We start from the raw sequence: 24,216 nt of genomic DNA on the forward strand, positions 1-24,216 counted from the left end.
CGTATCTAGTTCGCTGTCTTTTTCTTTCGCCTGCCGACCATCATTCCGGCCAGCACGCACACCACGGCGACGAGGAACATCGCCGTGCCGATGACATTGATCTGTACGGGCGTCCCGCGCTGCGCCGATCCCCAGACGAACATGGGGAACGTCACGGTCGAGCCCGCGTTGAAGTTCGTGATGATGAAGTCGTCGAAGGAGAGCGCGAAGGCGAGCAGCGCGCCCGCCGCGATTCCCGGCGCCGCGATCGGCAGCGTGACGCGCAGGAAGGTCTGCACGGGGCCCGCGTACAGATCCTGCGCGGCCTGCTCCAGGCGCGGGTCCATCGACATCACGCGCGCCTTCACGGCGGTCACCACGAAGCTGAGGCAGAACATGATGTGGGCGATGAGGATGGTCCAGAAGCCCAGTTGAGCGCCCATGTTGAGGAAGAGCGTGAGCAGCGAGGCCGCCATCACGACCTCGGGCATCGCCATCGGCAGGAAGATCAGCGAGTTGACCGCGCCGCGCGCCCGGAACCGGTAGCGGACGAGCGCGAAGGCGATCATCGTGCCGAGGACGGTCGCCCCGATCGTCGCCCACACGGCGATCTGGAGGCTCAGCGAGAGCGAGCCGCACATGTCGGCGACCCCGCACGGATTCTTCCAGGCGTCGAGCGAGAATTCCTGCCACTCGTAATTGAAGCGGCCCTTGGGCTTGTTGAAGGAGAAGACCGTCACGATGACGTTCGGCAGGAGGAGATAAGCGAGCGTGACGAGGCCCGCAAGGACCACGAGATTCTTCCGGAGCCAGCGCATCAGACGAGATCCTCCGTTCCGGCCCGGCGAATGTAGAAGGTGACCATGAGGAGGATGGCCGCCATGAGGATGAAGGAGAGGGCGGCGGCGGTCGGGTAGTCGAGAATGCGCAGGAACTGCGTCTGGATGACGTTGCCGACCATGCGGGTGTCGGTGGAGCCGAGCAGGTCCGCGTTGACGTAGTCACCGGCCGCCGGGATGAAGGTGAGCAGCGTGCCGGAGACGACGCCGGGCATCGACAGCGGGAAGGTCACCTTGCGGAAGGTGGTCGCGGGCGAGGCGTACAGGTCGCCGGCGGCCTCGTGCAGCCGCCCGTCGATGCGCTCCAGGGACGTGTAGAGCGGCAGGATCATGAACGGGAGGAAGTTGTAGGTCAGGCCGCACACCACCGCGAGCGGGGTGGCGAGCACCCGGTCCCCCTCGGTCATCCCGAGCCAGGTCGTGACGTCGAGGACGTGCAGGCTGTTGAGGGCGCCGACGACCGGTCCGCCGTCCGCGAGGATCGTCTTCCAGGCGAGCGTACGGATGAGGAAGCTGGTGAAGAACGGCGCGATGACGAGGACGAGGACGACGTTGCGCCAGCGGCCCGCGCGGAACGCGATCAGATAGGCGAGCGGATAGCCGAGCAGCAGGCACAGGAGCGTGGCGGAGCCCGCGTACAGGACCGAGCGCAGGAACTGCGGGTAGTAGTCGGACAGCGCGTCCCAGTACGTGGCGAAGTGCCAGGTGACCTTGTAGCCCTCCTCCAGGGACCCTTCCTGTACGGAGGTGGAGGCCTGGTAGACCATCGGCAGGGCGAAGAAGACGACCAGCCAGAGGATGCCGGGCAGCAGCAGCCAGTACGGGACGAGGCGGCCGCGCCGCCGGGGCTTGTGCGGTGCCGGTGCCTCGGTCGTGGGCGGCGTCTCGGTGAGCGTGCTCATGCGGCCGTCTCCTCGGCGACGCCCGCCTCGGCATCCTGACCGGCGTCGAGCCCGAACGTGTGCGCGGGGTTCCAGTGCAGGACGACCTCGGCGCCGGGCACGAGCCGTGCGTCGCGCTCGATGTTCTGGGCGTAGACCTCGAAGGCGTCGCAGAGCGGGCTGTCGATCACGTACTGCGTGGAGACGCCGATGAAACTGGAGTCCGCGATGCGGCCGGTGATGCGGTTGCGGCCGTCGGGGACGGTGGCCGCGTCGTCGGCGTGGGTGAGCGAGATCTTCTCGGGGCGTACGCCGAGCAGGACCTTGCCGCCCGTGGTCGTGGCGGCGGAACATCGCGCGACGGGCAGGACGAGCTTGCCGTCGCCCGCCTTCAGGGTGAGGTCGTCGCCCGCGCGCCCGGCGATCTCGGCCTCGACGAAGTTGGAGGTGCCGAGGAAGTTGGCGACGAAGGTGGAGGCCGGGTTCTCGTAGAGGTCGGTGGGGGCGCCCAGTTGCTCCACGCGGCCCTGGTTCATCACGGCGACCGTGTCGGCCATCGTCATGGCCTCCTCCTGGTCGTGCGTGACATGCACGAAGGTGATGCCGACCTCGGTCTGGATGCGCTTCAGCTCCAGCTGCATCTGGCGGCGCAGCTTGAGGTCGAGGGCGCCGAGCGGCTCGTCGAGCAGGAGCACCTTGGGGTGGTTGATGAGGGCGCGGGCCACGGCGACGCGCTGCTGCTGGCCGCCGGAGAGCTGCTGCGGCTTCTTGCGCGTGTGCTCGCCGAGCTGGACCAGGTCGAGCATCTCCTCGACCTGCTTCTTCACCGACTTGATGCCGCGCCGGCGCAGGCCGAAGGCGACGTTCTCGAAGATGTCCAGGTGCGGGAAGAGCGCGTAGGACTGGAAGACGGTGTTGACCGGGCGCTTGTAGGGCGGCAGTCCTGTGACGTCCTGGTCGCCGAGGTGAACCGTTCCTGTGGTCGGTTCCTCCAGGCCCGCGATCATGCGCAGGGTGGTCGTCTTGCCGCATCCGGAGGCGCCGAGCAGCGCGAAGAACGAGCCCTGCGGCACGGTGAGGTCCAGCGGCCGGACGGCGGTGAACCCGTTGTCGTACGTCTTGCTGATCCCGGTGAGACGGACGTCGCCGCCGTGGTCGGTCGTCATGGTGAGTCCAAGGAGGTCTGGGGGCTTTCTGGCGATGTGCGGGGGTTTCTGTGGCGGGGCGGGCCGTCGCGGCTCAACCGCCGGTGAGCTGGGCGAACTTCTCCTCGAACGTCGTCTCTTCCTTCGCGGTCAGCGAGCGGAAGCTGTGCGCCTTGGCCGACATCGCCTTGTCGGGGACGATGAGCGGATCGTCGGCGACGTCCTTGTCGATCTTCATCAGCTCCGGCTTGACGACGGCGCTGTCGAGCGGCGTGACGTAGTTGATCCAGGCGGCGAGCTGAGCGCCGACGGCGGGCTCGTAGTAGTAGTCCATGAGCTTCTCGGCGTTGGTTTTGTGCCGCGCCTTGTTCGGGACCAGCATGTTGTCGGTGGACGAGATGTAGCCGGCGTCCGGGATCGCGAACTGGACGTGCGGGTTGTCCGCCTGGAGTTGTACGACGTCGCCCGCCCAGGCGAGACAGGCCGCCAGGTCGCCCTTGCTGAGGTCGGCTATGTAGTCGTTGCCGGTGAAGCGGCGGACCTGCTTCTTGTCGAGCGCCTTCTGCAGGCAAGCGGTGGCCGCGTCGAAGTCGTCGGCCGTGAAGTCGGCGGGGTCCTTGCCGAGGTCGAGCAGGGTCATGCCGATGGTGTCGCGCATCTCGGAGAGCAGCCCTACCCGCCCCTTCAGCTTGGGGTCGTCGAGGAGCTGCGAGACCGACGTGACCTTTCTTCCGCCCGTGGCCTTCGTGTTGTACGCGATGACCGTCGCGATGCCCTGCCAGGGGTAGGAGTAGGCGCGGCCCGGGTCCCAGTCCGGGTTGCGGAACTGGCCGGCCAGGTTGGTGTACGCGTGCGGCAGGTGCGCCGGGTCGAGCTTCTGCGCCCAGCCGTAGCGGATGAGGCGGGCGGCGAGCCAGTCGGTGAGGACGAGGATGTCGCGACCGGTGTCCTGGCCGGCGGCGAGCTGCGGCTTGATCTTGCCGAAGAACTCGACGTTGTCGTTGATGTCCTCGGTGTACTTGACCTTGATCCCGGTGCGCTTCGTGAACGTCTCCAGGCTGGGCCGGTGCTTCTCGTCGTCGCTCATGTCGATGTACTCGGTCCAGTTGGAGAAGGCGACCTCCTTCTCCTTCGCCGAGTGGTCCTCGGACGAGACGCCGCCCTGCGACGTGCTCGCGGCGGGGATGCCGCAGCCGGTCAGCGCGCCGAGCCCGCCGACGGCGAGCGCGCCGCCCGCCGAACCGCGCAGCAAGGAGCGGCGGGAGAGCGCCGCCCTGGCGCGGCTGTGGGCGAGGCTGCGGCGGGCGGCGGCCACTTGGGCCGGGGACAGGCGGTCGGGCTCGTAGCTCTCCATGCGCGTGGTGCCTTTCGGGAGGCCCTTACGGGAGGTCCTTGGATGCGGTGGGACCCGGTGGGATCTGGTGAGGTGGCCGCCGGCCGGGCGGCCGGTGTCCGGCTGTTCAGCGGTCCCCGAAGATCGTGCGGTGCCAGCCCTTCCTGGCGATCGCGGTGTTGTCGAACATGACGTGCTTGATCTGCGTGTACTCCTCGAAGGAGTAGGCGGACATGTCCTTGCCGAAGCCGGACGCCTTGTAGCCGCCGTGCGGCATCTCGCTCAGGATCGGGATGTGGTCGTTGATCCAGACGCAGCCCGCCTTGATGTCCCGCGTGGCGCGGTTCGCGCGGAAGACGTCGCGGGTCCAGGCGGAGGCGGCGAGCCCGTACGGGGTGTCGTTGGCGAGCCGGATGCCCTCCTCGTCGCTGTCGAAGGGCAGCACGACCAGGACGGGTCCGAAGATCTCCGCCTGCACTGCCTCGCTGTCCTGTGCGGCGTCGGCGATGAGGGTCGGCTCGTAGTAGGCGCCGCGCGCGAGGTCGCCCTGCGGGGCCCTGCCGCCGGTGACCACGCGCGCGTAGCCGCGCGCCCGGTCGACGAAACCGGCGACGCGGTCGCGCTGCGCGTGCGAGATGAGCGGCCCGAGGTCGGTGCCGTCGGCGAACGGGTCGCCGAGCCTGACCGTCGCCATCAGATCGGCGACGCCGCTCACGAAGGCGTCGTAGAGCGGGCGTTGCACGTACGCGCGCGTGGCGGCGGTGCAGTCCTGGCCGGTGTTGATGAGGGCGCCCGCGACGGCGCCGTGCACGGCGGCCTCCAGGTCGGCGTCGTCGAACACGACGAAGGGCGCCTTGCCGCCCAGCTCCAGGTGGAGCCGCTTGACGGTGGCGGTGGCGATCTCGGCGACGCGCTTGCCGACGCCCGTGGAGCCGGTGAAGGAGGTCATGGCGACGTCCGGGTGGCCGACGAGGTGCTCACCGGCGTCGCGCCCCGCGCCCGTGACGACGTTGACGACGCCGTCCGGGATGCCCGCCTCCGTCGCGGCCTGCGCGAACAGCAGCGACGTGAACGGGGTCAGCTCGGCGGGCTTGAGGACGATCGTGTTCCCGGCGGCGATGGCGGGGAGGACCTTCCAGGCGGCCATCTGGAGCGGGTAGTTCCAGGGGGCGATGGACCCGACGACACCGATCGGCTCACGGCGTACGTACGAGGTGTGGTCCCCGCTGTACTCCCCCGCCGACTGCCCTTGCAGATGCCGGGCGGCGCCCGCGAAGAACGCCGTGTTGTCGACCGTGCCCGGGACGTCGAACTCGCGGCTCAGCTTGAGCGGCTTGCCGCACTGGAGCGACTCCAGGACGGCGAACTCCTCGGCGCGCCCGGCGAGGACCCCGGCGAACCGGTGCAGCGCGTCCGAGCGCTCACCCGGCGTCGCGCCCGACCACTCCGGGAAGGCGGCGCGGGCGGCGGCGACGGCGGCGTCCACGTCGTCGGGTCCCGCGAGGTCGTACGCGTACACGTCCTCGCCGGTGGCCGGGTCGACGACGGCGTGGGTGCGGCCCGACGCGCCCTTGACCAGGCGTCCGGCGACGAAGTTCGCACCGTCCGCGAAGCGGTCACGGGCGTCGGCGGCGGCCGACGCGGCGGTGCGGGGGTGGTCCGGGGTGGGGTTGTGCATGAGGGCTCGCTCTCGCTCTTCGCCGCCGGTCCGCCTGTGTCGCGTGGCACCGGCGTGGCTCCAGCTCGATTTGAGTGCCGATCCTGGCAGAGGGCTTGTACGCCAACAAGTGATTCCGTTGTTGCCTTTTGGTTACGCGACGGAATCTGTCGACCAGGTGTCGAGTCACCCCGGAAAACCCAGGACGGAGTGTCAGTGGTGCGTGCCAGACTCGCGTGCATGGAGATCGACAGCAGGGAAGCGCTGGTGGCGGCCCTGGCCGCGGGGGCGCGCGTGAAGTACCTGCGCTTCTGGGGTCACACGGCGCGGGAGGACGGGACGCTCGGTCCGAGCTGCCTGAGCCAGTGGTGGCCGTCGCCGTTCACCGTGGACGGGGTGGAGTACGCGACGGCGGAGCACTGGATGATGGCGGCGAAGGCGCGGCTGTTCGACGACGCGGAGGCGGAGCGGCGCGTGCTCGCGGCCGGGCATCCCTCGCAGGCGAAGAAGGAGGGCCGCCTGGTGCGGGGCTTCGACGACGCGGTGTGGGAGCGGGAGCGCCGCCGGATCGTCGTCGAGGGAAGCGTCCACAAGTTCGCCTCGGACCCGGCCCTGCGGGAGTACTTGCTCGGCACGGGCGAGCGGGTGCTGGTGGAGGCGAGCCCGGTCGACCGGGTCTGGGGCATCGGTCTCGCGGCGGACGACGCGGACGCGGAGAACCCCGAGGCGTGGAGAGGGCCGAACCTGCTGGGGTTCGCGCTGATGGAGGCGCGGGCCCGCCTGCGCTGAGAGGCGGGCCCGACGGGTCACGTGACGCTGAACACGATCAGCATCGTGAACAACCCGACCCCGACGACGAGGCCGAACGCGCCGCAGATGATGCCGGTCAGCGCCTGCCCGGGGTTGGTGGCCTCGCCGCGCTTGGCCTTGCCCCGGCCGACGATGCCGAAGACGATGCCGAGGATGCCCAGGATCGGCGAGATGAACCAGGCCATGCACAGCACGGCGGAGACGATGCCGATCACCATCGCGGTGATGCCCATGCCGTTGTTCGGCTGCGGCGCCATCCCGCCCTGCCAGCCGTACTGCGGCACGCCGTACGGGGCGGCCTGCTGCGCCGGGTACCCGTACTGCGGTGCGCTCGGGTAGCCGCCGTAGGCGGGCGCGCCGGGCCCGGCGGGCGAGACGGGCGGGGGCGGCACGGGGCCGCTGCCGCTCTGGGGCGCCGCGTAGGGCGAGGCCGGGGCCTGCGGGGCGTACGGGTTGTGTGCCGCGTGAGGCTGCTGCGGTGCCTGCGGTGCCTGCGGAGGCTGAGGGGCTTGCGCGGAGTACGGCGACTGAGGCGCCTGCGGAGGCTGAGGAGCTTGCGGGGGCTTGGGCGCCTGCGGGGGCTTGGACAGCTGGTGTGCCGGCATCGCCGTCACCGTCTGGCTCTCGTGGATGCCACGAGGGTCCGGACCACCGGCGCCCGCCGGGCTCTCGGGCCCCTCGGAACCGCTCGGCTGCGTCGGTGCCGCGCCCTGCGGCGCGGCCCAGGGGTCATTGCCCTGCGGTGTGGTGCCGCCTCCCATGTGAAGCGCCCCCTTCGGTCGAATCGGTCCCGCCATGCTACGGGTCGGGGCTGCGGGCCTCCCGGGCTGCCCGTGCCCCGGGCGGGCCGCGCTCCCGCATACGATGCGGCATAACCCTGATCAGCCGATCACCCACGTTCCTGGGGAGGAATCCGTGAGCCAGAGTCTGCAGAGTTTCATCGCCGGACTGCCCAAAGCCGAGCTGCACGTGCACCACGTGGGCTCCGCGTCCCCCAGGATCGTCTCGACGCTCGCCGCCCGGCACCCGGACTCGGCCGTGCCGACCGACCCCGAGGCGCTCGCGGACTTCTTCACGTTCCGGGACTTCGCGCACTTCATCACCGTGTACCTGTCCGTGGTCGACCTGATCCGGACGCCGGAGGACGTACGCCTGCTCACCTTCGAGGTGGCCCGCGACATGGCCCGGCAGAACGTGCGCTACGCCGAGCTGACCATCACCCCCTTCTCCTCCACCCGGCGCGGCATCGACGACCGCGCCTTCATGGACGCCATCGAGGACGCCCGCAAGGCCGCCGAGTCGGAGTTCGGCACGGTCCTCCGCTGGTGCTTCGACATCCCCGGCGAGGCGGGCCTGGAGTCCGCGGAGGAGACGGCGCGGCTCGCGACGGACGACGCGCTGCGCCCGGAGGGCCTGGTCTCGTTCGGACTCGGCGGGCCCGAGATCGGCGTGCCCCGGCCGCAGTTCAAGCCGTACTTCGACCGGGCGATCGCCGCGGGCCTGCACTCCGTGCCGCACGCGGGCGAGACGACCGGTCCCGAGACGGTCTGGGACGCGCTCACCTACCTCGGCGCCGAGCGCATCGGGCACGGCACCTCCAGCGCCCAGGACCCGAAGCTGCTCACGCACCTGGCCGAGAGCGGCATCCCCCTGGAGGTCTGCCCGACGTCGAACATCGCGACCCGCGCGGTCGCCACCCTCGACGAACACCCGCTGAAGCAGTTCGTCGACGCGGGCGTGACCGTCACCATCAACTCCGACGACCCGCCGATGTTCTCCACCGACCTCAACAACGAGTACGCGGTCGCCGCCCGCCTCCTCGACCTCGACGAGCGGGGCCTCGCCGACCTCGCGAAGAACGCGGTCCACGCCTCCTTCCTCGACGAGCCCGGCAAGGCCAGGATCGTCGCCGAGATCGACACGTACACCGACAACTGGCTGGCCGACGCGTAACCGGGGGTTCCGCACCACAATGGGGGCCATGCGCACCGTCACCGCCGTGGCCCACCGGGGCGACCCCTACCGCGTCCGCGAGAACACCCTCCCGTCCCTGCGCTCGGCGCTCGCGCTCGGCGCGGACGTGGTGGAGGTCGACGTCCGCCTGACCCGCGACGGCGTCCCCGTCCTCCTCCACGACGCGACGCTCGAACGCCTGTGGCGCCACGACCGCCCGCTCTCCGCGCTCTCCGCCGACGAGGTGCGCGGCCTGACGGCGGGCGGCGTGCCCACCCTGGCCGACGCCCTCGAACAGGCCGCGTCGGCGCGGCTGATGATCGACCTGCCCGGCGCGGACACGGCGACGGTCCGCGCGGTGGTCGCCACCGTGCACGACCTGGGCGCGCAGGAGCGCGTCCAGTACTGCGCGGGCGCCCGCACGATGCTCCTCGTACGCGCCGCGGACCCGGCCGCCGAGATCGCCCTGACCTGGACCTCCCTCGCCCCGCCGCGCCACGCCCTGCTCGACGCGGTCCGCCCGCGCTGGCTCAACTACCGCTTCCCGCTCGTCACCCGCGACCTCGCGGCCCGCGTCCACCGCGACGGCTACCTGCTCTCGGCGTGGACCCCGGACACCCGCAGATCGATGCGCCGCCTGCTGGACGCGGGCACCGACTCCATCACGACGAACCGCGTCGACCTCCTGACAGCCCTGCGGGACACCTGACACCCGAGGCCGGGCCCCTAGGGGACGTCCCGGCCGACCGCCAGGGTCCGGCTCCTCCCTCGCGACGATCTGCACGCCCCGGCAGCCGCACAGGATGGTGCACACCGGCCCGGTCCGGGCCAACTACCGCACCAGGAGCCCCCGTTGCAGCCGAAGCGTCATGCCGTCCGCGCCCTCGCCGTGTCCACCGTCCTCGCCCTCGGCGCCGTCGCCGCCCCCCTGGCCACCGCCGCACCCGCGGCACCCCACTCCGCCGCCCACGCGCCCAAGCACTCCGCACCTGACGCGAAAGCCCTGCGGCAGGCCATCAGCGGTCTGCCGGACGCCGACGCCACCGCCGCCCTCGTCCGCGTCGGCGGCAGGGGCGGCTCCTGGCACGGCGTCGCGGGCGTACGTGATCTGCGTACGGGCGCGAAGGCACTGGAGAACGCGCGGTTCCGGGCCGGTTCGACCACGAAGGTGGTCACGGCGGCGACGGTGCTGCGCCTGGCCGCCGACGGGAAGCTGGACCTGGACGCGCCCATCCAGCGCTACCTCCCCGACCTGTTCGCCCCGAACGCCGACGCCTTCCCCCACCCCATCTCCGTACGCCACCTGCTCAACCACACGAGCGGACTCAAGCCGGGCACGAGCTGGGGCAGGAACTTCGAGGAGGAGTATCCGCACCGCTTCGAGACGCTGACGCCCCGACAGGTCGTCGCCGGGTCGATCGCGGCGGGCCGGGCGCACAAGCCCGGCGAGGTGCAGGAGTACCTCGGCATCAACTACACCCTGCTCGGCCTCCTGGTGGAGAAGGTCACGGGCCACTCGTACGCGGCCGAGGCCGAACGGCTCGTCCTGCGTCCGGCCGGCATGCGGCACACGTACTTCCCCGGCACCGGGACCCGTATCCGGGGCCCGCACAACCACGGCTACCAGCTCTCCGGCGGCAAGCTGATCGACGTGACGGAGTGGAACCAGTACGACCGTCTCGCGGGCGGCGACATGATCTCCACGACGGCCGACCTGGAACGCCTGATCACGGCCCTGTTCCGGGGCCGCGTCGTCCCGCAGCCGCAGTTGGAGGAGATGTTCACCGTGCCGTCGCACATCACGGGCGCGACGATGAGCGCGGGCCTCCAGCGCTTCACGACCGACGACGGCAAGGAGGTCTGGCTGAAGACGGGCAGCCGCTACGGCTACAGCTCCATGGCCGGCGGCACGCGCGATCTGTCCCGCACCCTGGTCTACTCGGTGAACTCGACGGACGCGAAGGGCGAGGGGATGAACGCGGTGGCCGAGCGCGTCGTGAGGGCGACGCTGAAGAACCTGGACTGACCACGCACCCTCACAACCCCGCGATCGCGTTCCACCGCTTCGCGAACTCCGTTCGCTCCGACGGGGCGATGTCCCGGGCGATGGCGAGCCGCGACCGCATCGCGGTGTCGGGGAAGATCAGTGGGTCCTCGGCGAGTGCGGCGGTCTCCCGGTCCTTCGCGGCGGCGAGGACGTCCCTGGCCGCCGGGACCGGGCAGACGTAGTTGACCCATGCCGCGAGTGCGGCGGCGACCTCGGGCTCGTAGTAGTAGTCGATGAGGCGTTCGGCGTTGGCCTTGTGGTCGGCGAGGTTGGGGATCATCAGGGACTCGGCCCACAGCTCGGCGCCCTCCTCGGGGACGACGAACGCGATGTCGGGGTCGTCGGCCTGGAGCTGGATGACGTCGCCGCTGTAGGCCTGGCAGGCGAGGACGTCGCCGCTGGACAGGTCCTTGATGTAGTCGTTGCCGGTGAAGCGGCGGATGTGCTGGGACGTGACAAGTTTCTCGACCTGGTCGCAGACGCGGTGGAAGTCGTCGGCGGTCCACCGGGTGATGTCGACGCCGTTGCCCTGCATGAGCAGCGCGAAGGACTCGTCGAGCCCGGAGAGCAGGGTGACGCGGCCCTTGAGATCGTCGGCCCACAGGTCGCCGACGTGCTTGATCTCCCGGCCGAGGCGGCGCTTGTTGTACGCGATGCCGGTGATGCCGGACTGCCAGGGCACGGTGAACCTGCGCCCGGGGTCGAAGGCGGGCGAGCGCAGGAGCGGGTCGAGGTGCTCGGTGACGTTCGGCTGCCGGGCCCGGTCCATCTCCTGGACCCAGCCGAGCCGCACGAAGCGCGAGCACATCCAGTCGGAGATGACGACGAGGTCGCGCCCGGTCCTCTGATGGTTCATCAGGGACGGGCTGATCTTGCCGAAGAACTCGTCGTTGTCGTTGATCTCCTCGGTGTACGTGACCTGGATGCCGGTCCGCTCACCGAAGGCGTCCAGGGTCGGCCGCCGGGAGGGGTCGTCGTCGTCGACGTCGATGTAGAGCGGCCAGTTCGCCCAGGTCAGGCGCTTCTGGGCGGACGACAGGTCCCGTCCGGCGCGCTCCCCCGGCGCGACGTACGCGGCGGGCACCCCGCACCCGGCGGCGAGGGCGCCGGCGGCCAGCGCCCCGGCACCACCGCCCAGGGCGCGCAGCAGGGAACGACGGGTGACCTGGGAGGAGAGGTGTTGGGCTCGCACGCCCCGCAGAATGCCGCCGCGGGCGGTACCGGGGCAATGGACGCTGCGTCGAGCGGCGGGGTTCCGGAGCGACACCCTGTCGACAGAGCCCGGTCCCTACCCCTCGCCCCGGCTCGCCTCCACGATCGCCCGCAGATAGCGCCGCGTCGCCCACTGCTGCGCGGCCCGGCCCACCGGCCCCGCCGCCCGCGTGTACCAGCGGCCGGGCCGGGAGAACGCGCGGATGCGGAACCACACGGAGTCGTCCGCCTCCCGGACCACGAGGAACGCCTCCTCGCCGCGTTCGGGGTGGCCGGGCAGGGTTCCGTAGGCGAAGCCGATGCGCACACCGTCCCGCACCACCCCCACCACCCGGCACGGGATGCGGAGCCCGAGCAGGCGCAGGACCACGTCCGCGCCCTCGCGCACGTCGTCGCCGGGCGTGACCGAGAGACCGGCGCCGCGCTGGGCGCCCCACGACAGGACCGCCGCGCCCGCCCGCTCGAAGCACTGCTGCCCCGAGCCGAGCCGGACACGGCGGTCCAGGTGGGCGTACCCGGGCGGAAGTCGGTGGTCCTCCGCCAGGGTCGCGCCGATCTCCGTGTAGGTGAGGCTCACGCGTCCAGCGACGTCATCACGTGCTTGATGCGCGTGTAGTCGTCGAAGCCGTACGCGGACAGGTCCTTGCCGTAGCCGGACTTCTTGAAGCCGCCGTGCGGCATCTCGGCGACGAGCGGGATGTGCGTGTTGATCCAGACGCAGCCGAAGTCGAGCGCCTTGGACATGCGCATCGCGCGCGCGTGGTCCTTGGTCCACACCGAGGAGGCGAGGGCGTAGTCGACGCCGTTGGCCCACTCGGTGGCCTGCGCCTCGTCCGTGAAGGACTGGACGGTGATGACGGGGCCGAAGACCTCGTTCTGGATGATCTCGTCGTCCTGCTTGAGGCCGGAGACGACGGTCGGGGCGTAGAAGTAGCCCTTCTCGCCGACGCGGTGGCCGCCCGCCTCGACCTTGGCGTGCGCGGGCAGGCGCTCGATGAACCCGGAGACCTGCTTGAGCTGGTTGGGGTTGTTGAGCGGGCCGTAGAGCACGTCCTCGTCGTCGGGCATGCCGGTCTTGGTGTCGGCGGCGGCCTTGGCGAGCGCGGTGACGAACTCGTCGTGGATGGACTCCTGCACGAGGACGCGGGTGGCGGCCGTACAGTCCTGGCCCGCGTTGAAGAAGCCCGCCATCGAGATGTCCTCGACGGCCTTGGCGATGTCGGTGTCCTCGAAGACGACGACCGGCGCCTTGCCGCCCAGCTCCAGATGGACCCGCTTGAGGTCCTTGGCGGCGGACTCGGCGACCTGCATGCCGGCGCGCACGGAGCCGGTGATGGAGGCCATCGCCGGGGTGTCGTGCTCGACCATGAGGCGGCCGGTGTCGCGGTCGCCGCAGACGACGTTGAAGACGCCCTTGGGCAGGATCGAGCCCATGATCTCGGCCATCAGGACCGTGGAGGCGGGGGTCGTGTCGGACGGCTTGAGGACGACGGTGTTACCCGCGGCGAGCGCCGGGGCGAACTTCCACACGCCCATCATCATCGGGTAGTTCCACGGCGCGACCTGCGCGCAGACGCCGATCGGCTCGCGGCGGACGATGGAGGTGAGGCCCTCCATGTACTCGCCGGCCGAGCGGCCCTCCAGCATCCGGGCCGCGCCCGCGAAGAACCGGATCTGGTCGACCATCGGCGGGATCTCTTCGCTGCGGGTGAGCCCGATCGGCTTGCCCGTGTTCTCCACCTCGGCCGCGATCAGCTCCTCGGCCCGCTCCTCGAACGCGTCGGCGATCTTGAGCAGCGCCTTCTGCCGCTCGGCCGGGGTCTGGTCGCGCCAGGCCGGGAACGCGGCGGCGGCGGCCGCCATCGCGGCGTCGACGTCGGCCTGGCCGGAGAGCGGCGCGGTCGCGTACGCCTCACCGGTGGCCGGGTTGACCACCTCGGTGGTCCGGCCGTCGGCGGCGTCCCGGAACTCGCCATCGATGAAATTACGCAGACGACGCAGCTCACTGGTGGTCACTGACCGGCCTCCTTGTCGGGATGTCCACTGCTTGAGACACCACCCTAATCCGTACGCCGACGCTTTCGACACCCCCCACCGCGCCCGGACTACGAAATCCGTGAGTATTCGAGCCGCAGACAACGGATTACCTCGGTCCGGGCTTGCGGAACTGTCGAGTCCTCGTGCACAGTGAAGTCGTGGCCAGTCGCAGCGCAGACCCCAAGGGACCCCGTTCGAGGAGTGGCGGAAGCCCGCCCCTCGACGCCGTCTCCCTCGCGATCATCGAGCAGCTCCAGGAGGACGGCAGGCGTCCGTACGCCGCCATCGGCAAGGCCGTCGGCCTCTCCGAGGCGGCCGTGCGCCAGCGCGTGCAGAAGCTGCTCGACCAGGGCGTGATGCAGATCGTCGCCGTCACCGACCCGCTCACCGTGGGCTTCCGGCGCCAGGCGATGGTCGGCATCCACGCGGAGGGCGACCTCGACCCCGTGGCGGACGCGCTGACGGCCATGCCGGAGTGCGAGTACGTGGTGATGACCGCGGGCTCGTTCGACCTGATGGTGGAGGTCGTCTGCGAGGACGACGACCATCTCCTGGAGGTCATCAACCAACGCATCCGGGCCCTTCCCGGCGTGCGCTCCACCGAGAGCTTCGTCTACCTCAAGCTCAAGAAGCAGACCTACATGTGGGGAACCCGATAGCCGTGAGCAAGGACCTCAGCCGAACCGCGTACGACCACCTGTGGATGCACTTCACACGGATGTCGTCGTACGAGAACGCGCCCGTTCCCACCATCGTGCGTGGCGAGGGCACCTACATCTGGGACGACCAGGGCAGGAAGTACCTCGACGGCCTTGCCGGCCTCTTCGTGGTCCAGGCCGGGCACGGCCGCCGCGAGCTGGCCGAGGTCGCCGCCAAGCAGGCGTCCGAGCTGGCCTTCTTCCCCGTGTGGTCCTACGCCCACCCCAAGGCCGTGGAGCTGGCGGAGCGCCTGGCCCACCACGCGCCGGGCGACCTCAACAAGGTCTTCTTCACGACCGGCGGCGGCGAGGCCGTCGAGACCGCGTGGAAGCTGGCGAAGCAGTACCACAAGCTCACCGGCAACCACACGAAGTACAAGGTCATCTCCCGCGCGGTCGCCTACCACGGCACCCCGCAGGGCGCCCTGTCGATCACCGGTCTGCCCGCCCTGAAGGCTCCGTTCGAGCCGCTCGTGCCCGGCGCGCACAAGGTGCCGAACACCAACATCTACCGCGCCCCGATCCACGGCGACGACCCCGAGGCGTTCGGCCGCTGGGCCGCCGACCAGATCGAGCAGGAGATCCTCTTCGAGGGCCCGGAGACGGTCGCCGCCGTCTTCCTGGAGCCGGTGCAGAACGCGGGCGGCTGCTTCCCGCCCCCGCCCGGCTACTTCCAACGGGTGCGCGAGATCTGCGACCAGTACGACGTGCTGCTCGTCTCCGACGAGGTCATCTGCGCCTTCGGCCGCCTCGGCACGATGTTCGCCTGCGACAAGTTCGGCTACGTCCCCGACATCATCACCTGCGCCAAGGGCATGACCTCGGGCTACTCCCCGATAGGCGCGGCGATCGTCTCGGACCGCATCGCCGAGCCGTTCTACAAGGGCGACAACACGTTCCTGCACGGCTACACCTTCGGTGGCCACCCGGTCTCCGCGGCGGTCGGCCTCGCCAACCTCGACCTGTTCGAGCGCGAGGGCCTCAACCAGCACGTCCTGGACAACGAGGCGAACTTCCTCACCACCCTCCAGAAGCTGCACGACCTGCCGATCGTCGGCGACGTCCGCGGCAACGGCTTCTTCTACGGCATCGAGCTCGTCAAGGACAAGGCCACCAAGGAGACGTTCACGGACGAGGAGTCCGAGCGCGTCCTGTACGGCTTCGTCTCCAAGAAGCTGTTCGAGTACGGCCTGTACTGCCGCGCCGACGACCGTGGCGACCCGGTCATCCAGCTCTCGCCGCCGCTGATCTCCGACCAGTCGACGTTCGACGAGATCGAGTCCATCGTCCGCCAGGTGCTCACGGAGGCCTGGACGAAGATCTGAGCCGCGCACGCCCCGTTCGGCCCCGGCCCGGCCGCGCCATCCGAGTGAGATGGACGCGGCCGGGCCGCGTCCTTTCCAGACATATCGTCCGGAATACCTAACGTGCCTGTAACCGATCGGCCCCGCCTTCGTTCCCCCGTACGGGGGATGGGAAGCCCTTCCCGGCACAACTGATCCGAACCGAGGTGTACGCCATGGTGGCCCCGCCGGACAACGACGTGCTCCGGGCACGCGCGCTGCACGTCTCGCACAACGGCACCCCGGCGCTCACGGGCGTCTCCGTCGAGGTCCGCGAGGGCGAGACCCTGGCGGTCAGCGGCCCGCGCGGCGCGGGCAAGACGACACTGCTGCGCTGCCTCTCGGGCCAGCTCGTGGCTCAGCAGGGCGAGGTGTGGTTCAACAGCACCCCGGTGCACACCATGGGCGCGCTCGTGCGCGAGCGCCTGCGCCGCGACCGGTTCGGCTGGATCGACCCCGAGCCCGCCCTGGTCCCGGAGCTGAACGCCTGGGAGAACACCGCCCTGCCCCTGATGCTGCGCGGCACCGGCCGCCGCGCCGCGAAGAGCGCCGCCCAGGAGTGGCTGGAGCGGCTCGACGTCGGACACCTCGCCCGCAAGCGGCCCGGCGCCCTGCGGATGGCCGAGCGCCAGCGCGTCGCCATCGCCCGCGCCCTCGTGCACGCCCCCGACGTGGTCTTCGCCGACGAGCCGACCGCGACCCTGCACCGCGCCGACCGCGCCCACGTGCTGCGCACCCTGACGGCGGCGGCCCGCTCGCACGGCATCACCGTCGTCCTCGCCACGCACGACCCGGACGTCAGCGCGCACGCCGACCGCACCGTGCCGCTGCTCGACGGACGCCGTGTCACCACCGTGCCGCTGCCCGTCGCGGCCGCCGACCCGGAAGGCCGCGCCGCGTGCTCGCTCTCCGTCTAGTGCGCGGTGGCCGGCCCCTGGTCCAGATGCGCAGGCTCCTGGTCGCCGCCGCCTCCGCGGGCACCGGCTTCCTGCTGCTGTGCACGCTGGGCTACGCGCTCGGCCACCCCGAAGCGTCCACCGGCGCCGTGGCCCGGCTCCTGTGGTGCGCCGTGCCGCTCGCCGCCACCGCCTACTTCGCGGTCGCCGTCGCCCGCTCCGACCCGGGTACGAAACCGCGGCCCGGACTCTCCGCCGTCGGTCTCGGACCGGCCCGCCTCACCCTGCTCGCCACCGTCTCCACGGCGCTCGCCTGCGCGCTCGGCTCGGCCCTCGCCTTGCTGTTCTTCCTGCATCTGCGCGGCGGCCTCTTCGGGCTCCCGTTCGACGGCGCGGCGCGCGGCCTGCTCGCCGCCGACCGGCCCCTACCGCTCCCCGCCGTCCTCACCCTGCTCACGTGCGTGCCCCTGGTCGCCTCCGGCGCGAGCGCCGTGGTGCTGCGCCCACAGCGGGCCACGGCGTCCGCGCGGGGCGGCCGCCGGGCCGCCAGGACCGCCGAGCCGCCCGACACCGAGCCCCAGGAACCCTTCGCCGAACCGGCACCCGCGCCGAGCGGGCTGCCCTGGGGCGTCGCGCTGCTCGCCGCCGGGCTCGCCGTGGAGACCTACGCCTCCCGCGCGGGCGCCGGCGACGGGCTGCGGATGCCGGGCGGACTCGGCGGCAGCCCCAGCGCGGTCCTCGCCGGGTGGGCGCTCACCGCGCTCGGCCTGGCGCTCGCCGGACCCGCCCTCACCTACCTGACCGGCTGGGCGCTGCAGGCGGTGCGCCCCGGCGCGGTCCGGCTGCTCGCCGGGCGCGTCCTCCAGGAAGAGGCGCGGCGCATCGGCCGCCCCCTCGGCGTCGTCTGCGCCGTGGCCTCGGGCGCGTACGCGGCGAACGTCCTGTACGGGCACGCCCCCGCGTCGGCCCCCGGCCTCGGCCCGCTGACCGCGCTCGGCGCGGTGCTCGTCGTCGGCTGCACCCTCGCCACCCTGCTGACGGCGGCCGTCGAGGCACGCCAGGCGCGCCGGCACACCACCGCCGCGCTCCTGCGCCTCGGCGCCCCCGCGACCTCCCTGCGCGGCGCCGCGGCCCTGCGCGCGGGTGCTCTGCTGCTCGTCTTCACCCCGCTGACCTGGGTCGTCGCGGAGCTCTCCGCCGTTCCGCTGATCTCCCGATAATTTCCCGACGCTTTCCGACCACTCAGCGATGAGTTTCGGTGCCGGGGTCCGTCTAATCCTGCGTACGCGCAAGAACTCACCGACACACAGAAGGCGACGGGCCTCCCATGTACCAGCAGATGATCTTCGTGAACCTGGCCGTCAGCGACCTGGACGCCTCGAAGAAGTTCTTCACCGAGCTCGGCTACACGATCAACCAGCAGTTCACGGACGAGACCGCCTCCGCCGTGGTGATCAGCGACACCATCGTGCTCATGGTGATGACCAAGGAGAAGTACGCGGGCTTCACCAAGAAGACCATCGTCGACTCCACCACCCACAGCGAGGTCCTGATCGCGCTCAGCGCGGAGAGCCGCGAGAAGGTCGACGAGCTGGTCGAGCGGGCCGTCGCGGCGGGCGGCACCGAGACCGGCGAGAAGCAGGACCACGGGTTCATGTACGGGCGGGCCTTCGACGACCTGGACGGCCACACCTTCGAGGTCGCCTGGATGGACCCGTCGGTGATCGAGAGCTGAGCAACCCCCGCGCCCGGGGGGATGGTTGGGGCGGTGCTTAGCATGGGCGGGTGCAGCCGAACCCAGCGACACCGCCCTCCGTACCGGCCCCCCGCGCGGCCACGCCCGACCGCGAGATCGAGACGCTCGCCGAGTTCGACGAGGTGCTCGCCGCCCGCGGCACCCTCGCGGGCCACCGCGTGCAGGCCGTCGACCTGACCCAGCGCACCGACCGGCTGCTCGCCGCCGGCGTCGCGGACGCCGTCTTCCTCGGCTGCCCCATGGACCCGGTGGCGGCCGCCCGCGTCAGGGCCGAAGGGGCGCTCGTCTTCCCGCCGGTCCCGGGCCTGCCCTTCGACCCGTACCGCGGTCACCTGTACACGCCCGCCGAACTCTTCGACGGCCTCTCCGGACCCGACGGGTACGAGGCGACGCCGGACGCGCGCGCGTACGCCTGGTTCCAGCGGACCAAGACGGACGGCGACGTCTTCGCGTCCATGCTGCGCGCCGTCCACGACGACTCGATCTCCGACGCCCTCGACGAACTCCTCGTCGGCGCACGGGTGGTGGGCGTCATGGGCGGCCACGCGATGGCGCGCGGCACCGAGGAGTACGCGGGCGCGGCCCGGCTCGGCCGCACCCTCGCGCGCGCCGGGCTCACCGTGGCGACCGGCGGCGGCCCGGGCGCGATGGAGGCGGCCAACCTCGGCGCGTACGCCGCCCCGCTCGCCGACGGCATGCTCGACGAGGCGCTGCGGCTGCTCGCCAAGCACCCCTCGTTCACGCCGTCGGTGACGGACTGGGCGAGGGCCGCCTTCGAGGTGCGTTCCCGCTGGCCGGAGGGGGGCGCCTCGGTCGGCATCCCCACCTGGTTCTACGGGCACGAGCCGCCCAACGCGTTCGCCGCGCACCTCGCCAAGTACTTCGCCAACGCCACCCGCGAGGACGGCCTGCTCGCGCGCTCCAACGCGGGCGTCATCTTCCTGCCCGGCGCGGCCGGCACGGTCCAGGAGATCTTCGACAACGCCACGCCCAACTACTACGAGTCCCGGGGCGAACCGACCCCCATGGTTCTCGTCGACCGCGAGCACTGGACGCGGACGCTGCCCGCGTGGCCCTTGTTGCGGGCGCTCGCGCGCGGCCGGTCGATGGAGTCGCGCATCGCGCTCGTCGACTCGGTCGAGGAAGCGGGCCCGGCGCTCGAACACATGGTGAACGACAGGAACGAGCAGGCAGAATCTGAGCCACGTTAGGTCAAGTACAGGTCAAGAGTAGAGGGTTAAACCTTTCTCTGTATTGACGCTGCGTCACCGCCACTTGTAAACGTGTGGGGACCGTGAGGGTGCTGAGGCGGAGCTACGCGTTCCCCCTCGCGGCACCTCATCTCTTTCTGCACTGATCCCGTGAAGGACAACCGTGTCCGTAACCCCCCGTATATCCGCACGCGCCGCCCGGTTCGCCGGTGTGGCGGCGGCCGCGACCGCGCTGACGCTGGGCGTCGCCGGTACCGCGTCGGCGTGCAACATCAACGAGTTCAGCGCCACCGCCTCTTGCGTCGGTGCGAAGAGCGTTATCACCGTCAAGGACGTCGATAGGTCCGGGACGCCTGCCACCATCACGCTGATCGATGACTCGGGCAAGAACCTCGACAGCAAGGTCGTCAAGGGCACCGCGGAAGGCGCCACCGTCACGTTCGAAGGTGACTGGGCGCCGAAGACGCACTTCCGCATCCACGTGAAGACCGACGCGTTCAACGTGGACGACGACATAGAGGGCGGCGTCACCACCCCGGCGACCGCCTGCGCCACCGAGAAGCCGACGCCCAAGCCGACGCCGACGCCGGCCAAGCCCGCGCCGGGCACCCCGGCCCCGGAGACGTCGAAGCCCGCCGAGTCCGCCAAGCCGACCCCGGCGGCCCCGGAGTCGGAGAGCCCCGCCGCCCCGGCGCCCGCGAACTCGGCCTCCCCGGCCGGTGGTTCGGACCTCGCCGAGACCGGTGCCGACAGCAACACCGGCCTGTTCGCCGGCATCGCCGCGGCGCTCGTCGTCGCCGGTGGCGGTGTGGTCTTCGCCCTGCGCAAGCGCGGCGCGGCCCAGAACTAGCAGTACGGAAGGGGCCGTACGGGGCACGTGCCCCGTACGGCCCCTTCCCCATGCGCGCCCGGTGTCAGCCGAACGTGGCGCGCTCCAGCCAGAAGTCGAGCAGCGCGCGATCACCGAGCACCTCGACGCCCCCGTCGTCCAGCGACCGGCGCCGGTAGAACGCGAGCAGCAGGTCGGTCATGGGCCCGCGCAGCGCCACGTCCGCCTTGCCGTGTTCGCGCCGCCAGACGATTCCCTCGTCGCCCAGTTCGATCAGCCACTCGGCGGCCGACTCCGGTGCCGTGTCGGTCGCGTGCAGGTGGAGCGTGCGACCGCCCGCCTTCAACTCCTGCGCGCCGTCCCTGGCGTCGACGTCCTGCACGTAACGCACGATCCGCAGCCATTCGTCGATCGCGTCGGCGGCGATCTCGGGCGCCACGTCGTACTCGGCCTTGGCGGCGAGCGCCGCGTCCGCCCGGTGGATCACCGTCTCGTGGGTCATCCGGCGCGCCCAGAACCCGGAGTCCTGCTGCCAGGCCCAGCTCCAGCAGGCGGTGTCGGGCCCTGCCGCGCGCAGGGTGTCCGCGAGGCGCCGGGCCCCGTCGCCGAACCAGGTGGCGAGCGTGGCGGGGTCGTCGTCCGCGGGGGCGCTGTCCGGCAGGTCGTTCTCGTCCAGTTGCTCGCTCGCCCGCGTACGGACCATCGCCTCGGCCCAGCGGTGTGCGCGGCCCACGTGCTCGACGAGCTGGCGCAGGGTCCAGTCCGGGCAGGTCGGCACGGTCACGGAGAGATCGGCGCCGTCGATGTGCGCCCTCAACAGGTCGGCCTGCGCGACGATCTCCGTACAGAAACGGTCGTGCGAGAGCTGGCTTTGTGGGGTGCGCGCGGATGTCGTCATGCGCCGACCCTACGTAGCCGGTCCCCCGCCCAGCACCACAATTTCGGCGGCGTCGAAGGCCACGCCGACCTCGGCACCCGGCTCCGGCGCCTCGCGCAGCGCGCAGGCCGCTTCGAGCCGGGGCGCATCCTCGGGTTGCAGGTGCAGCGCGACGTGCGTACCCCGGAAGGTGCGGGCGGCGACGGTGCAGGTCAACTGGGCGTCGGCGGCGTCGACGAGCCGTACGCCAGCGGGCCGTACGAGGATCTTCCCGGGGCCCCGCGCCGCCCCTGCCGGGACCGGGACCTTGCCCCACGGAGTGTCCGCGGCGTCACCGGAGACCGAGACGGTCGCCTCCACGACGTTGTCGAACCCGAGGAAACGAGCCACGAACTCGTCGGCCGGACGGAGCCACACGTCGAGGGGCGTGCCGGACTGGGCGATGCGCCCGTCCCGCATGACGACGACCCGGTCCGCGAGGGCGAACGCCTCGCCCTGGTCGTGCGTGACGGCGAGCACGGTGGTGCCCAACTCTCCGAACAGTTCCCGCAGTTCGACGACCAGGCGCTCGCGCAGCGAACGGTCGAGCTGGCCCAGCGGTTCGTCGAGCATGAGGAGGCGCGGCCGGGGCGCGAGCGCGCGGGCCAGCGCGACGCGCTGCTGCTCACCGCCGGAGAGCGCACCGACGGCACGGTCGGCGGCGCCGGGCAGCCCGACGAGTTCGAGCAACTCCCGCACGCGAGCCCGCTGTTCGGCCTTGCCGGCGCCGTGCATCCGCAGCCCGAACGCGACATTGCCGCCCACGTCCCGCTGCGGGAACAACTGGTGGTCCTGGAACATCAGCCCCACGCCCCGCTTGTGCGCGGGCACACCCGCCTGGTCGCGCCCGGCGAGCAGCACCCGCCCGGAGTCGAGGTGCTGCAACCCCGCGACGACCCGCAGCAGCGTCGACTTGCCGCTGCCGCTCGGCCCGAGCACGCAGACGATCTCGTGCTCGGCGACCTCCAGGTCCACGCGGTCGAGCGCCGCGCGCCCCCCGAACCGTACGGTCGCGTCGTCCAGTGCGAGCATGGCCGCCATTCAGAACTCCCCGGTCGTGGCCCGCGCGGGCCGGATGCGTTCGAGCAGCAGGAGGGAGACGGCGCAGACGATCATGAGGACCGTCGAGAGGGCCATCGCCTGCCCGTAGTTGAGGTCGCCGGCGCGGCCGAGCAGCCGGGCCACGGCGACCGGCAGTGTCGGGTTGTCGGGCCGCGCGATGAAGACGGTCGCCCCGAACTCGCCGAGCGACACGGCGAACGCGAATCCGGCCGCGACGAGCAGCGCCCGCCGCACCATCGGCAGGTCGACCTCCCGCCAGGCCCGCAGGGGCGAGGCGCCGAGCACGGCGGCGGCCTCCCGCAGCCGCCCGTCGACGGCGCGCAGGACCGGCAGCATGGTCCGTACGACGAAGGGCACGCCGACCAGCGCCTGGGCCAGCGGCACCAGGATCCAGGACGCGCGCAGGTCGAGCGGCGGCTTGTCGAGCGTGATCAGGAACCCGAACCCGACGGTCACGGCGGACACCCCGAGCGGCAGCATCAGCAGCGCGTCGAACCCGCGCACGAGCCGTCCCGCTTGCCGGGTCAGCGCGGCGGCCGCGAGCCCCCCGACGACGAGGGCGATCCCGGTGGCGGCGAGCGCGTACTCCAGGGAGTTCCACACGGCGTCGATCGGCGGTACGAGGAAGGTCCCGCCGTCGGAGTCGCCGAGAGCCCGGTAGTACGCGAACCCGTACCCGCCCGGCGCGTCGAGCGAGCGCTGGATCAGCACGCCGAGCGGCAGCAGGATCAGCACGGCGACCGTGGCGAGGACCCCGGCGAGCAGCGCCCACTGCCCGGCCCCGCGCGGCCTGCGCGCCGTGTGCGCCGCGTCGACCAGCCGGAGCGCGCTCTCGCGCCGGCGCACGCTCCAGGCGTGCACGCCCAGGATGAGCCCGACCGCGACGAACTGCACGATCGTGAGGACGGCGGCGGTCGACAGGTCGAAGATCTGCGCGGTCTGCCGGTAGATCTCCACTTCGAGGGTCGAGTAGCCCGGCCCGCCGAGGATCTGCACGACCCCGAACGACGTGAAGGTGAACAGGAAGACCATCAGCCCCGCCGCCGCCACGGCCGGGCCGAGCGCGGGCAGCGTCACCCGGCGCCACGCCGCGAACCGCGAGGCGCCGAGCATCCGCGCAGCCTCCTCCTGACGCGGATCGAGCTGCCCCCAGAGCCCGCCCACGGTCCGGACCACCACCGCGTAGTTGAAGAAGACGTGCGCGACGAGGATCGCCCACACGGTGGTGTCGAGCCGCACGCCCCACAGCTCGTCGAGCAGCCCGCCCCGCCCGACCAGGGCCAGGAACGCCGTCCCCACGACGACGGTCGGCAGCACGAACGGCACGGTGACGACCGCCCGCAACACCTGCTTGCCGGGGAAGTCGAGCCGCGCGAACACATACGCGCCGGGCAACGCGATCAGCAACGTAAGGGCGGTCGACGCCAGCGCCTGCCACACCGTGAACCACAGGACGTGCCGGATGTCCGACTCCGCCAGCACGTCCCCGATCCGCCCGAACTGCCAGGCGCCGCCGACGAGGAGCCCACGGCGGACGATGGCGACGACCGGGTACGCGAAGAAGACCGCGAAGAAAAGGACAGGCACGACCATGAGACCGAGCCGCGCGGCG

23 protein-coding genes are annotated in these 24,216 nt (G+C 71.4%); 11 read left to right on the forward strand and 12 right to left on the reverse strand.

The annotated features are described in order from the left end of the window. Positions 1 to 5 precede the first annotated feature (5 nt). The 5 genes from ABZ877_RS05645 to ABZ877_RS05665 form a co-directional block, all read right to left on the reverse strand. Positions 6 to 797, reverse strand: coding sequence for an ABC transporter permease (locus tag ABZ877_RS05645; protein ID WP_361064864.1), 792 nt, complete (start codon positions 795 to 797; stop codon positions 6 to 8). Beyond that, positions 797 to 1,720: an ABC transporter permease gene (locus tag ABZ877_RS05650; protein ID WP_361064867.1), complete on the reverse strand. Its 924-nt coding sequence runs from the start codon at positions 1,718 to 1,720 to the stop codon at positions 797 to 799. The genes ABZ877_RS05645 and ABZ877_RS05650 overlap by 1 nt, the downstream gene beginning before the upstream one ends. Then, the gene (locus ABZ877_RS05655) at positions 1,717 to 2,865 is read right to left on the reverse strand and encodes an ABC transporter ATP-binding protein (RefSeq protein WP_361064870.1); all 1,149 of its coding nucleotides are present in this window, start codon (positions 2,863 to 2,865) and stop codon (positions 1,717 to 1,719) included. The genes ABZ877_RS05650 and ABZ877_RS05655 overlap by 4 nt, the downstream gene beginning before the upstream one ends. Before the next feature lie 73 nt (positions 2,866 to 2,938). After that, positions 2,939 to 4,198 carry a spermidine/putrescine ABC transporter substrate-binding protein gene (locus ABZ877_RS05660; protein WP_361064873.1) on the reverse strand — a complete coding sequence of 420 codons (1,260 nt, stop codon included), beginning with the start codon at positions 4,196 to 4,198 and terminating at the stop codon, positions 2,939 to 2,941. 106 nt (positions 4,199 to 4,304) lie between these two features. Continuing rightward, entirely contained in the window at positions 4,305 to 5,855 is a 1,551-nt protein-coding gene (locus ABZ877_RS05665; RefSeq protein WP_361064876.1) for a gamma-aminobutyraldehyde dehydrogenase, read from the reverse strand. A gap of 219 nt (positions 5,856 to 6,074) precedes the next feature. On the opposite strand from ABZ877_RS05665, the gene ABZ877_RS05670 reads away from it, so the two are divergent. Beyond that, entirely contained in the window at positions 6,075 to 6,623 is a 549-nt protein-coding gene (locus ABZ877_RS05670; RefSeq protein ID WP_361064879.1) for an NADAR family protein, read from the forward strand. Positions 6,624 to 6,640: 17 nt separating this feature from the next. On the opposite strand, the gene ABZ877_RS05675 is transcribed toward ABZ877_RS05670, so the two are convergent. After that, positions 6,641 to 7,405, reverse strand: a complete 765-nt coding sequence (locus tag ABZ877_RS05675) for a DUF4190 domain-containing protein (RefSeq protein WP_361064882.1) — start codon at positions 7,403 to 7,405, stop codon at positions 6,641 to 6,643. 103 nt (positions 7,406 to 7,508) lie between these two features. On the opposite strand from ABZ877_RS05675, the gene ABZ877_RS05680 reads away from it, so the two are divergent. From ABZ877_RS05680 to ABZ877_RS05690, 3 genes are all read left to right on the forward strand, one after another. Then, complete coding sequence (locus ABZ877_RS05680) at positions 7,509 to 8,597, forward strand: adenosine deaminase (protein ID WP_361064885.1); 1,089 nt, start codon at positions 7,509 to 7,511, stop codon at positions 8,595 to 8,597. Between the two features lie 28 nt (positions 8,598 to 8,625). Continuing rightward, a complete protein-coding gene (locus ABZ877_RS05685; RefSeq protein ID WP_361064888.1) occupies positions 8,626 to 9,306 on the forward strand; it encodes a glycerophosphodiester phosphodiesterase in 681 nt (226 codons plus the stop codon). Positions 9,307 to 9,450: 144 nt separating this feature from the next. After that, positions 9,451 to 10,623 carry a serine hydrolase domain-containing protein gene (locus ABZ877_RS05690; protein ID WP_361064891.1) on the forward strand — a complete coding sequence of 391 codons (1,173 nt, stop codon included), beginning with the start codon at positions 9,451 to 9,453 and terminating at the stop codon, positions 10,621 to 10,623. 10 nt (positions 10,624 to 10,633) lie between these two features. Here ABZ877_RS05690 and ABZ877_RS05695 read toward each other — a convergent pair whose 3' ends face one another. The 3 genes from ABZ877_RS05695 to ABZ877_RS05705 all read right to left on the reverse strand — a co-directional run bounded on the left by ABZ877_RS05695 (position 10,634) and on the right by ABZ877_RS05705 (position 13,872). Next, entirely contained in the window at positions 10,634 to 11,836 is a 1,203-nt protein-coding gene (locus ABZ877_RS05695) for a spermidine/putrescine ABC transporter substrate-binding protein (protein ID WP_361064894.1), read from the reverse strand. A gap of 96 nt (positions 11,837 to 11,932) precedes the next feature. Beyond that, positions 11,933 to 12,433 (reverse strand): DUF1990 domain-containing protein, encoded by a 501-nt coding sequence (locus ABZ877_RS05700; protein ID WP_361064897.1) that lies wholly within the window; start codon positions 12,431 to 12,433, stop codon positions 11,933 to 11,935. Then, positions 12,430 to 13,872, reverse strand: coding sequence for a gamma-aminobutyraldehyde dehydrogenase (locus ABZ877_RS05705; RefSeq protein ID WP_361064900.1), 1,443 nt, complete (start codon positions 13,870 to 13,872; stop codon positions 12,430 to 12,432). Before ABZ877_RS05705 ends, ABZ877_RS05700 begins: the two co-directional genes overlap by 4 nt. 164 nt (positions 13,873 to 14,036) lie before the next feature. On the opposite strand from ABZ877_RS05705, the gene ABZ877_RS05710 reads away from it, so the two are divergent. The 7 genes from ABZ877_RS05710 (at position 14,037) to ABZ877_RS05740 (ending at position 20,647) form a co-directional block, all read left to right on the forward strand. Continuing rightward, positions 14,037 to 14,552, forward strand: a complete 516-nt coding sequence (locus tag ABZ877_RS05710; RefSeq protein ID WP_361064903.1) for an Lrp/AsnC family transcriptional regulator — start codon at positions 14,037 to 14,039, stop codon at positions 14,550 to 14,552. Beyond that, positions 14,537 to 15,916, forward strand: coding sequence for an aspartate aminotransferase family protein (locus ABZ877_RS05715; protein ID WP_361064905.1), 1,380 nt, complete (start codon positions 14,537 to 14,539; stop codon positions 15,914 to 15,916). The genes ABZ877_RS05710 and ABZ877_RS05715 overlap by 16 nt, the downstream gene beginning before the upstream one ends. Positions 15,917 to 16,110: 194 nt before the next feature. Next, on the forward strand, positions 16,111 to 16,851 hold the full coding sequence (locus ABZ877_RS05720; protein WP_361064908.1) for an ATP-binding cassette domain-containing protein: 741 nt from the start codon (positions 16,111 to 16,113) through the stop codon (positions 16,849 to 16,851). Further along, complete coding sequence (locus tag ABZ877_RS05725) at positions 16,833 to 18,050, forward strand: hypothetical protein (RefSeq protein WP_361064911.1); 1,218 nt, start codon at positions 16,833 to 16,835, stop codon at positions 18,048 to 18,050. Before ABZ877_RS05720 ends, ABZ877_RS05725 begins: the two co-directional genes overlap by 19 nt. Before the next feature lie 107 nt (positions 18,051 to 18,157). Next, positions 18,158 to 18,565 carry a VOC family protein gene (locus tag ABZ877_RS05730; RefSeq protein WP_361064914.1) on the forward strand — a complete coding sequence of 136 codons (408 nt, stop codon included), beginning with the start codon at positions 18,158 to 18,160 and terminating at the stop codon, positions 18,563 to 18,565. A gap of 50 nt (positions 18,566 to 18,615) precedes the next feature. Then, entirely contained in the window at positions 18,616 to 19,797 is a 1,182-nt protein-coding gene (locus ABZ877_RS05735) for a Rossmann fold nucleotide-binding protein (protein ID WP_361064917.1), read from the forward strand. A 163-nt stretch (positions 19,798 to 19,960) separates the two neighbouring features. Continuing rightward, positions 19,961 to 20,647, forward strand: coding sequence for an LAETG motif-containing sortase-dependent surface protein (locus ABZ877_RS05740; RefSeq protein ID WP_361064920.1), 687 nt, complete (start codon positions 19,961 to 19,963; stop codon positions 20,645 to 20,647). 64 nt (positions 20,648 to 20,711) lie between these two features. Here ABZ877_RS05740 and ABZ877_RS05745 read toward each other — a convergent pair whose 3' ends face one another. From ABZ877_RS05745 to ABZ877_RS05755, 3 genes are read right to left on the reverse strand one after another with little or no spacing between them, the layout of a single operon-like run. Further along, a complete protein-coding gene (locus ABZ877_RS05745) occupies positions 20,712 to 21,524 on the reverse strand; it encodes a maleylpyruvate isomerase family mycothiol-dependent enzyme (RefSeq protein ID WP_361064922.1) in 813 nt (270 codons plus the stop codon). A gap of 9 nt (positions 21,525 to 21,533) precedes the next feature. Further along, on the reverse strand, positions 21,534 to 22,583 hold the full coding sequence (locus ABZ877_RS05750) for an ABC transporter ATP-binding protein (RefSeq protein ID WP_361064931.1): 1,050 nt from the start codon (positions 22,581 to 22,583) through the stop codon (positions 21,534 to 21,536). Next, positions 22,584 to 24,197: an iron ABC transporter permease gene (locus tag ABZ877_RS05755; protein ID WP_361064933.1), complete on the reverse strand. Its 1,614-nt coding sequence runs from the start codon at positions 24,195 to 24,197 to the stop codon at positions 22,584 to 22,586. Positions 24,198 to 24,216: the final 19 nt, after the last annotated feature.

The sequence above is a fragment of the Streptomyces sp. NPDC046939 genome, from assembly GCF_040644575.1.
GTDB lineage: Bacteria > Actinomycetota > Actinomycetes > Streptomycetales > Streptomycetaceae > Streptomyces.

Bases quoted from the DNA above. Each gene is read 5' to 3' on its own strand.
- ABZ877_RS05645 (WP_361064864.1), bottom strand. From the start codon at position 797: ATGCGCTGGCTCCGGAAGAATCTCGTGGTCCTTGCGGGCCTCGTCACG.
- ABZ877_RS05650 (WP_361064867.1), bottom strand. From the start codon at position 1,720: ATGAGCACGCTCACCGAGACGCCGCCCACGACCGAGGCACCGGCACCG.
- ABZ877_RS05655 (WP_361064870.1), bottom strand. From the start codon at position 2,865: ATGACGACCGACCACGGCGGCGACGTCCGTCTCACCGGGATCAGCAAG.
- ABZ877_RS05660 (WP_361064873.1), bottom strand. From the start codon at position 4,198: ATGGAGAGCTACGAGCCCGACCGCCTGTCCCCGGCCCAAGTGGCCGCC.
- ABZ877_RS05665 (WP_361064876.1), bottom strand. From the start codon at position 5,855: ATGCACAACCCCACCCCGGACCACCCCCGCACCGCCGCGTCGGCCGCC.
- ABZ877_RS05670 (WP_361064879.1), top strand. From the start codon at position 6,075: ATGGAGATCGACAGCAGGGAAGCGCTGGTGGCGGCCCTGGCCGCGGGG.
- ABZ877_RS05675 (WP_361064882.1), bottom strand. From the start codon at position 7,405: ATGGGAGGCGGCACCACACCGCAGGGCAATGACCCCTGGGCCGCGCCG.
- ABZ877_RS05680 (WP_361064885.1), top strand. From the start codon at position 7,509: ATGCGGCATAACCCTGATCAGCCGATCACCCACGTTCCTGGGGAGGAA.
- ABZ877_RS05685 (WP_361064888.1), top strand. From the start codon at position 8,626: ATGCGCACCGTCACCGCCGTGGCCCACCGGGGCGACCCCTACCGCGTC.
- ABZ877_RS05720 (WP_361064908.1), top strand. From the start codon at position 16,111: ATGGTGGCCCCGCCGGACAACGACGTGCTCCGGGCACGCGCGCTGCAC.
- ABZ877_RS05730 (WP_361064914.1), top strand. From the start codon at position 18,158: ATGTACCAGCAGATGATCTTCGTGAACCTGGCCGTCAGCGACCTGGAC.
- ABZ877_RS05745 (WP_361064922.1), bottom strand. From the start codon at position 21,524: ATGACGACATCCGCGCGCACCCCACAAAGCCAGCTCTCGCACGACCGT.
- ABZ877_RS05750 (WP_361064931.1), bottom strand. From the start codon at position 22,583: ATGGCGGCCATGCTCGCACTGGACGACGCGACCGTACGGTTCGGGGGG.
- ABZ877_RS05755 (WP_361064933.1), bottom strand. From the start codon at position 24,197: ATGGTCGTGCCTGTCCTTTTCTTCGCGGTCTTCTTCGCGTACCCGGTC.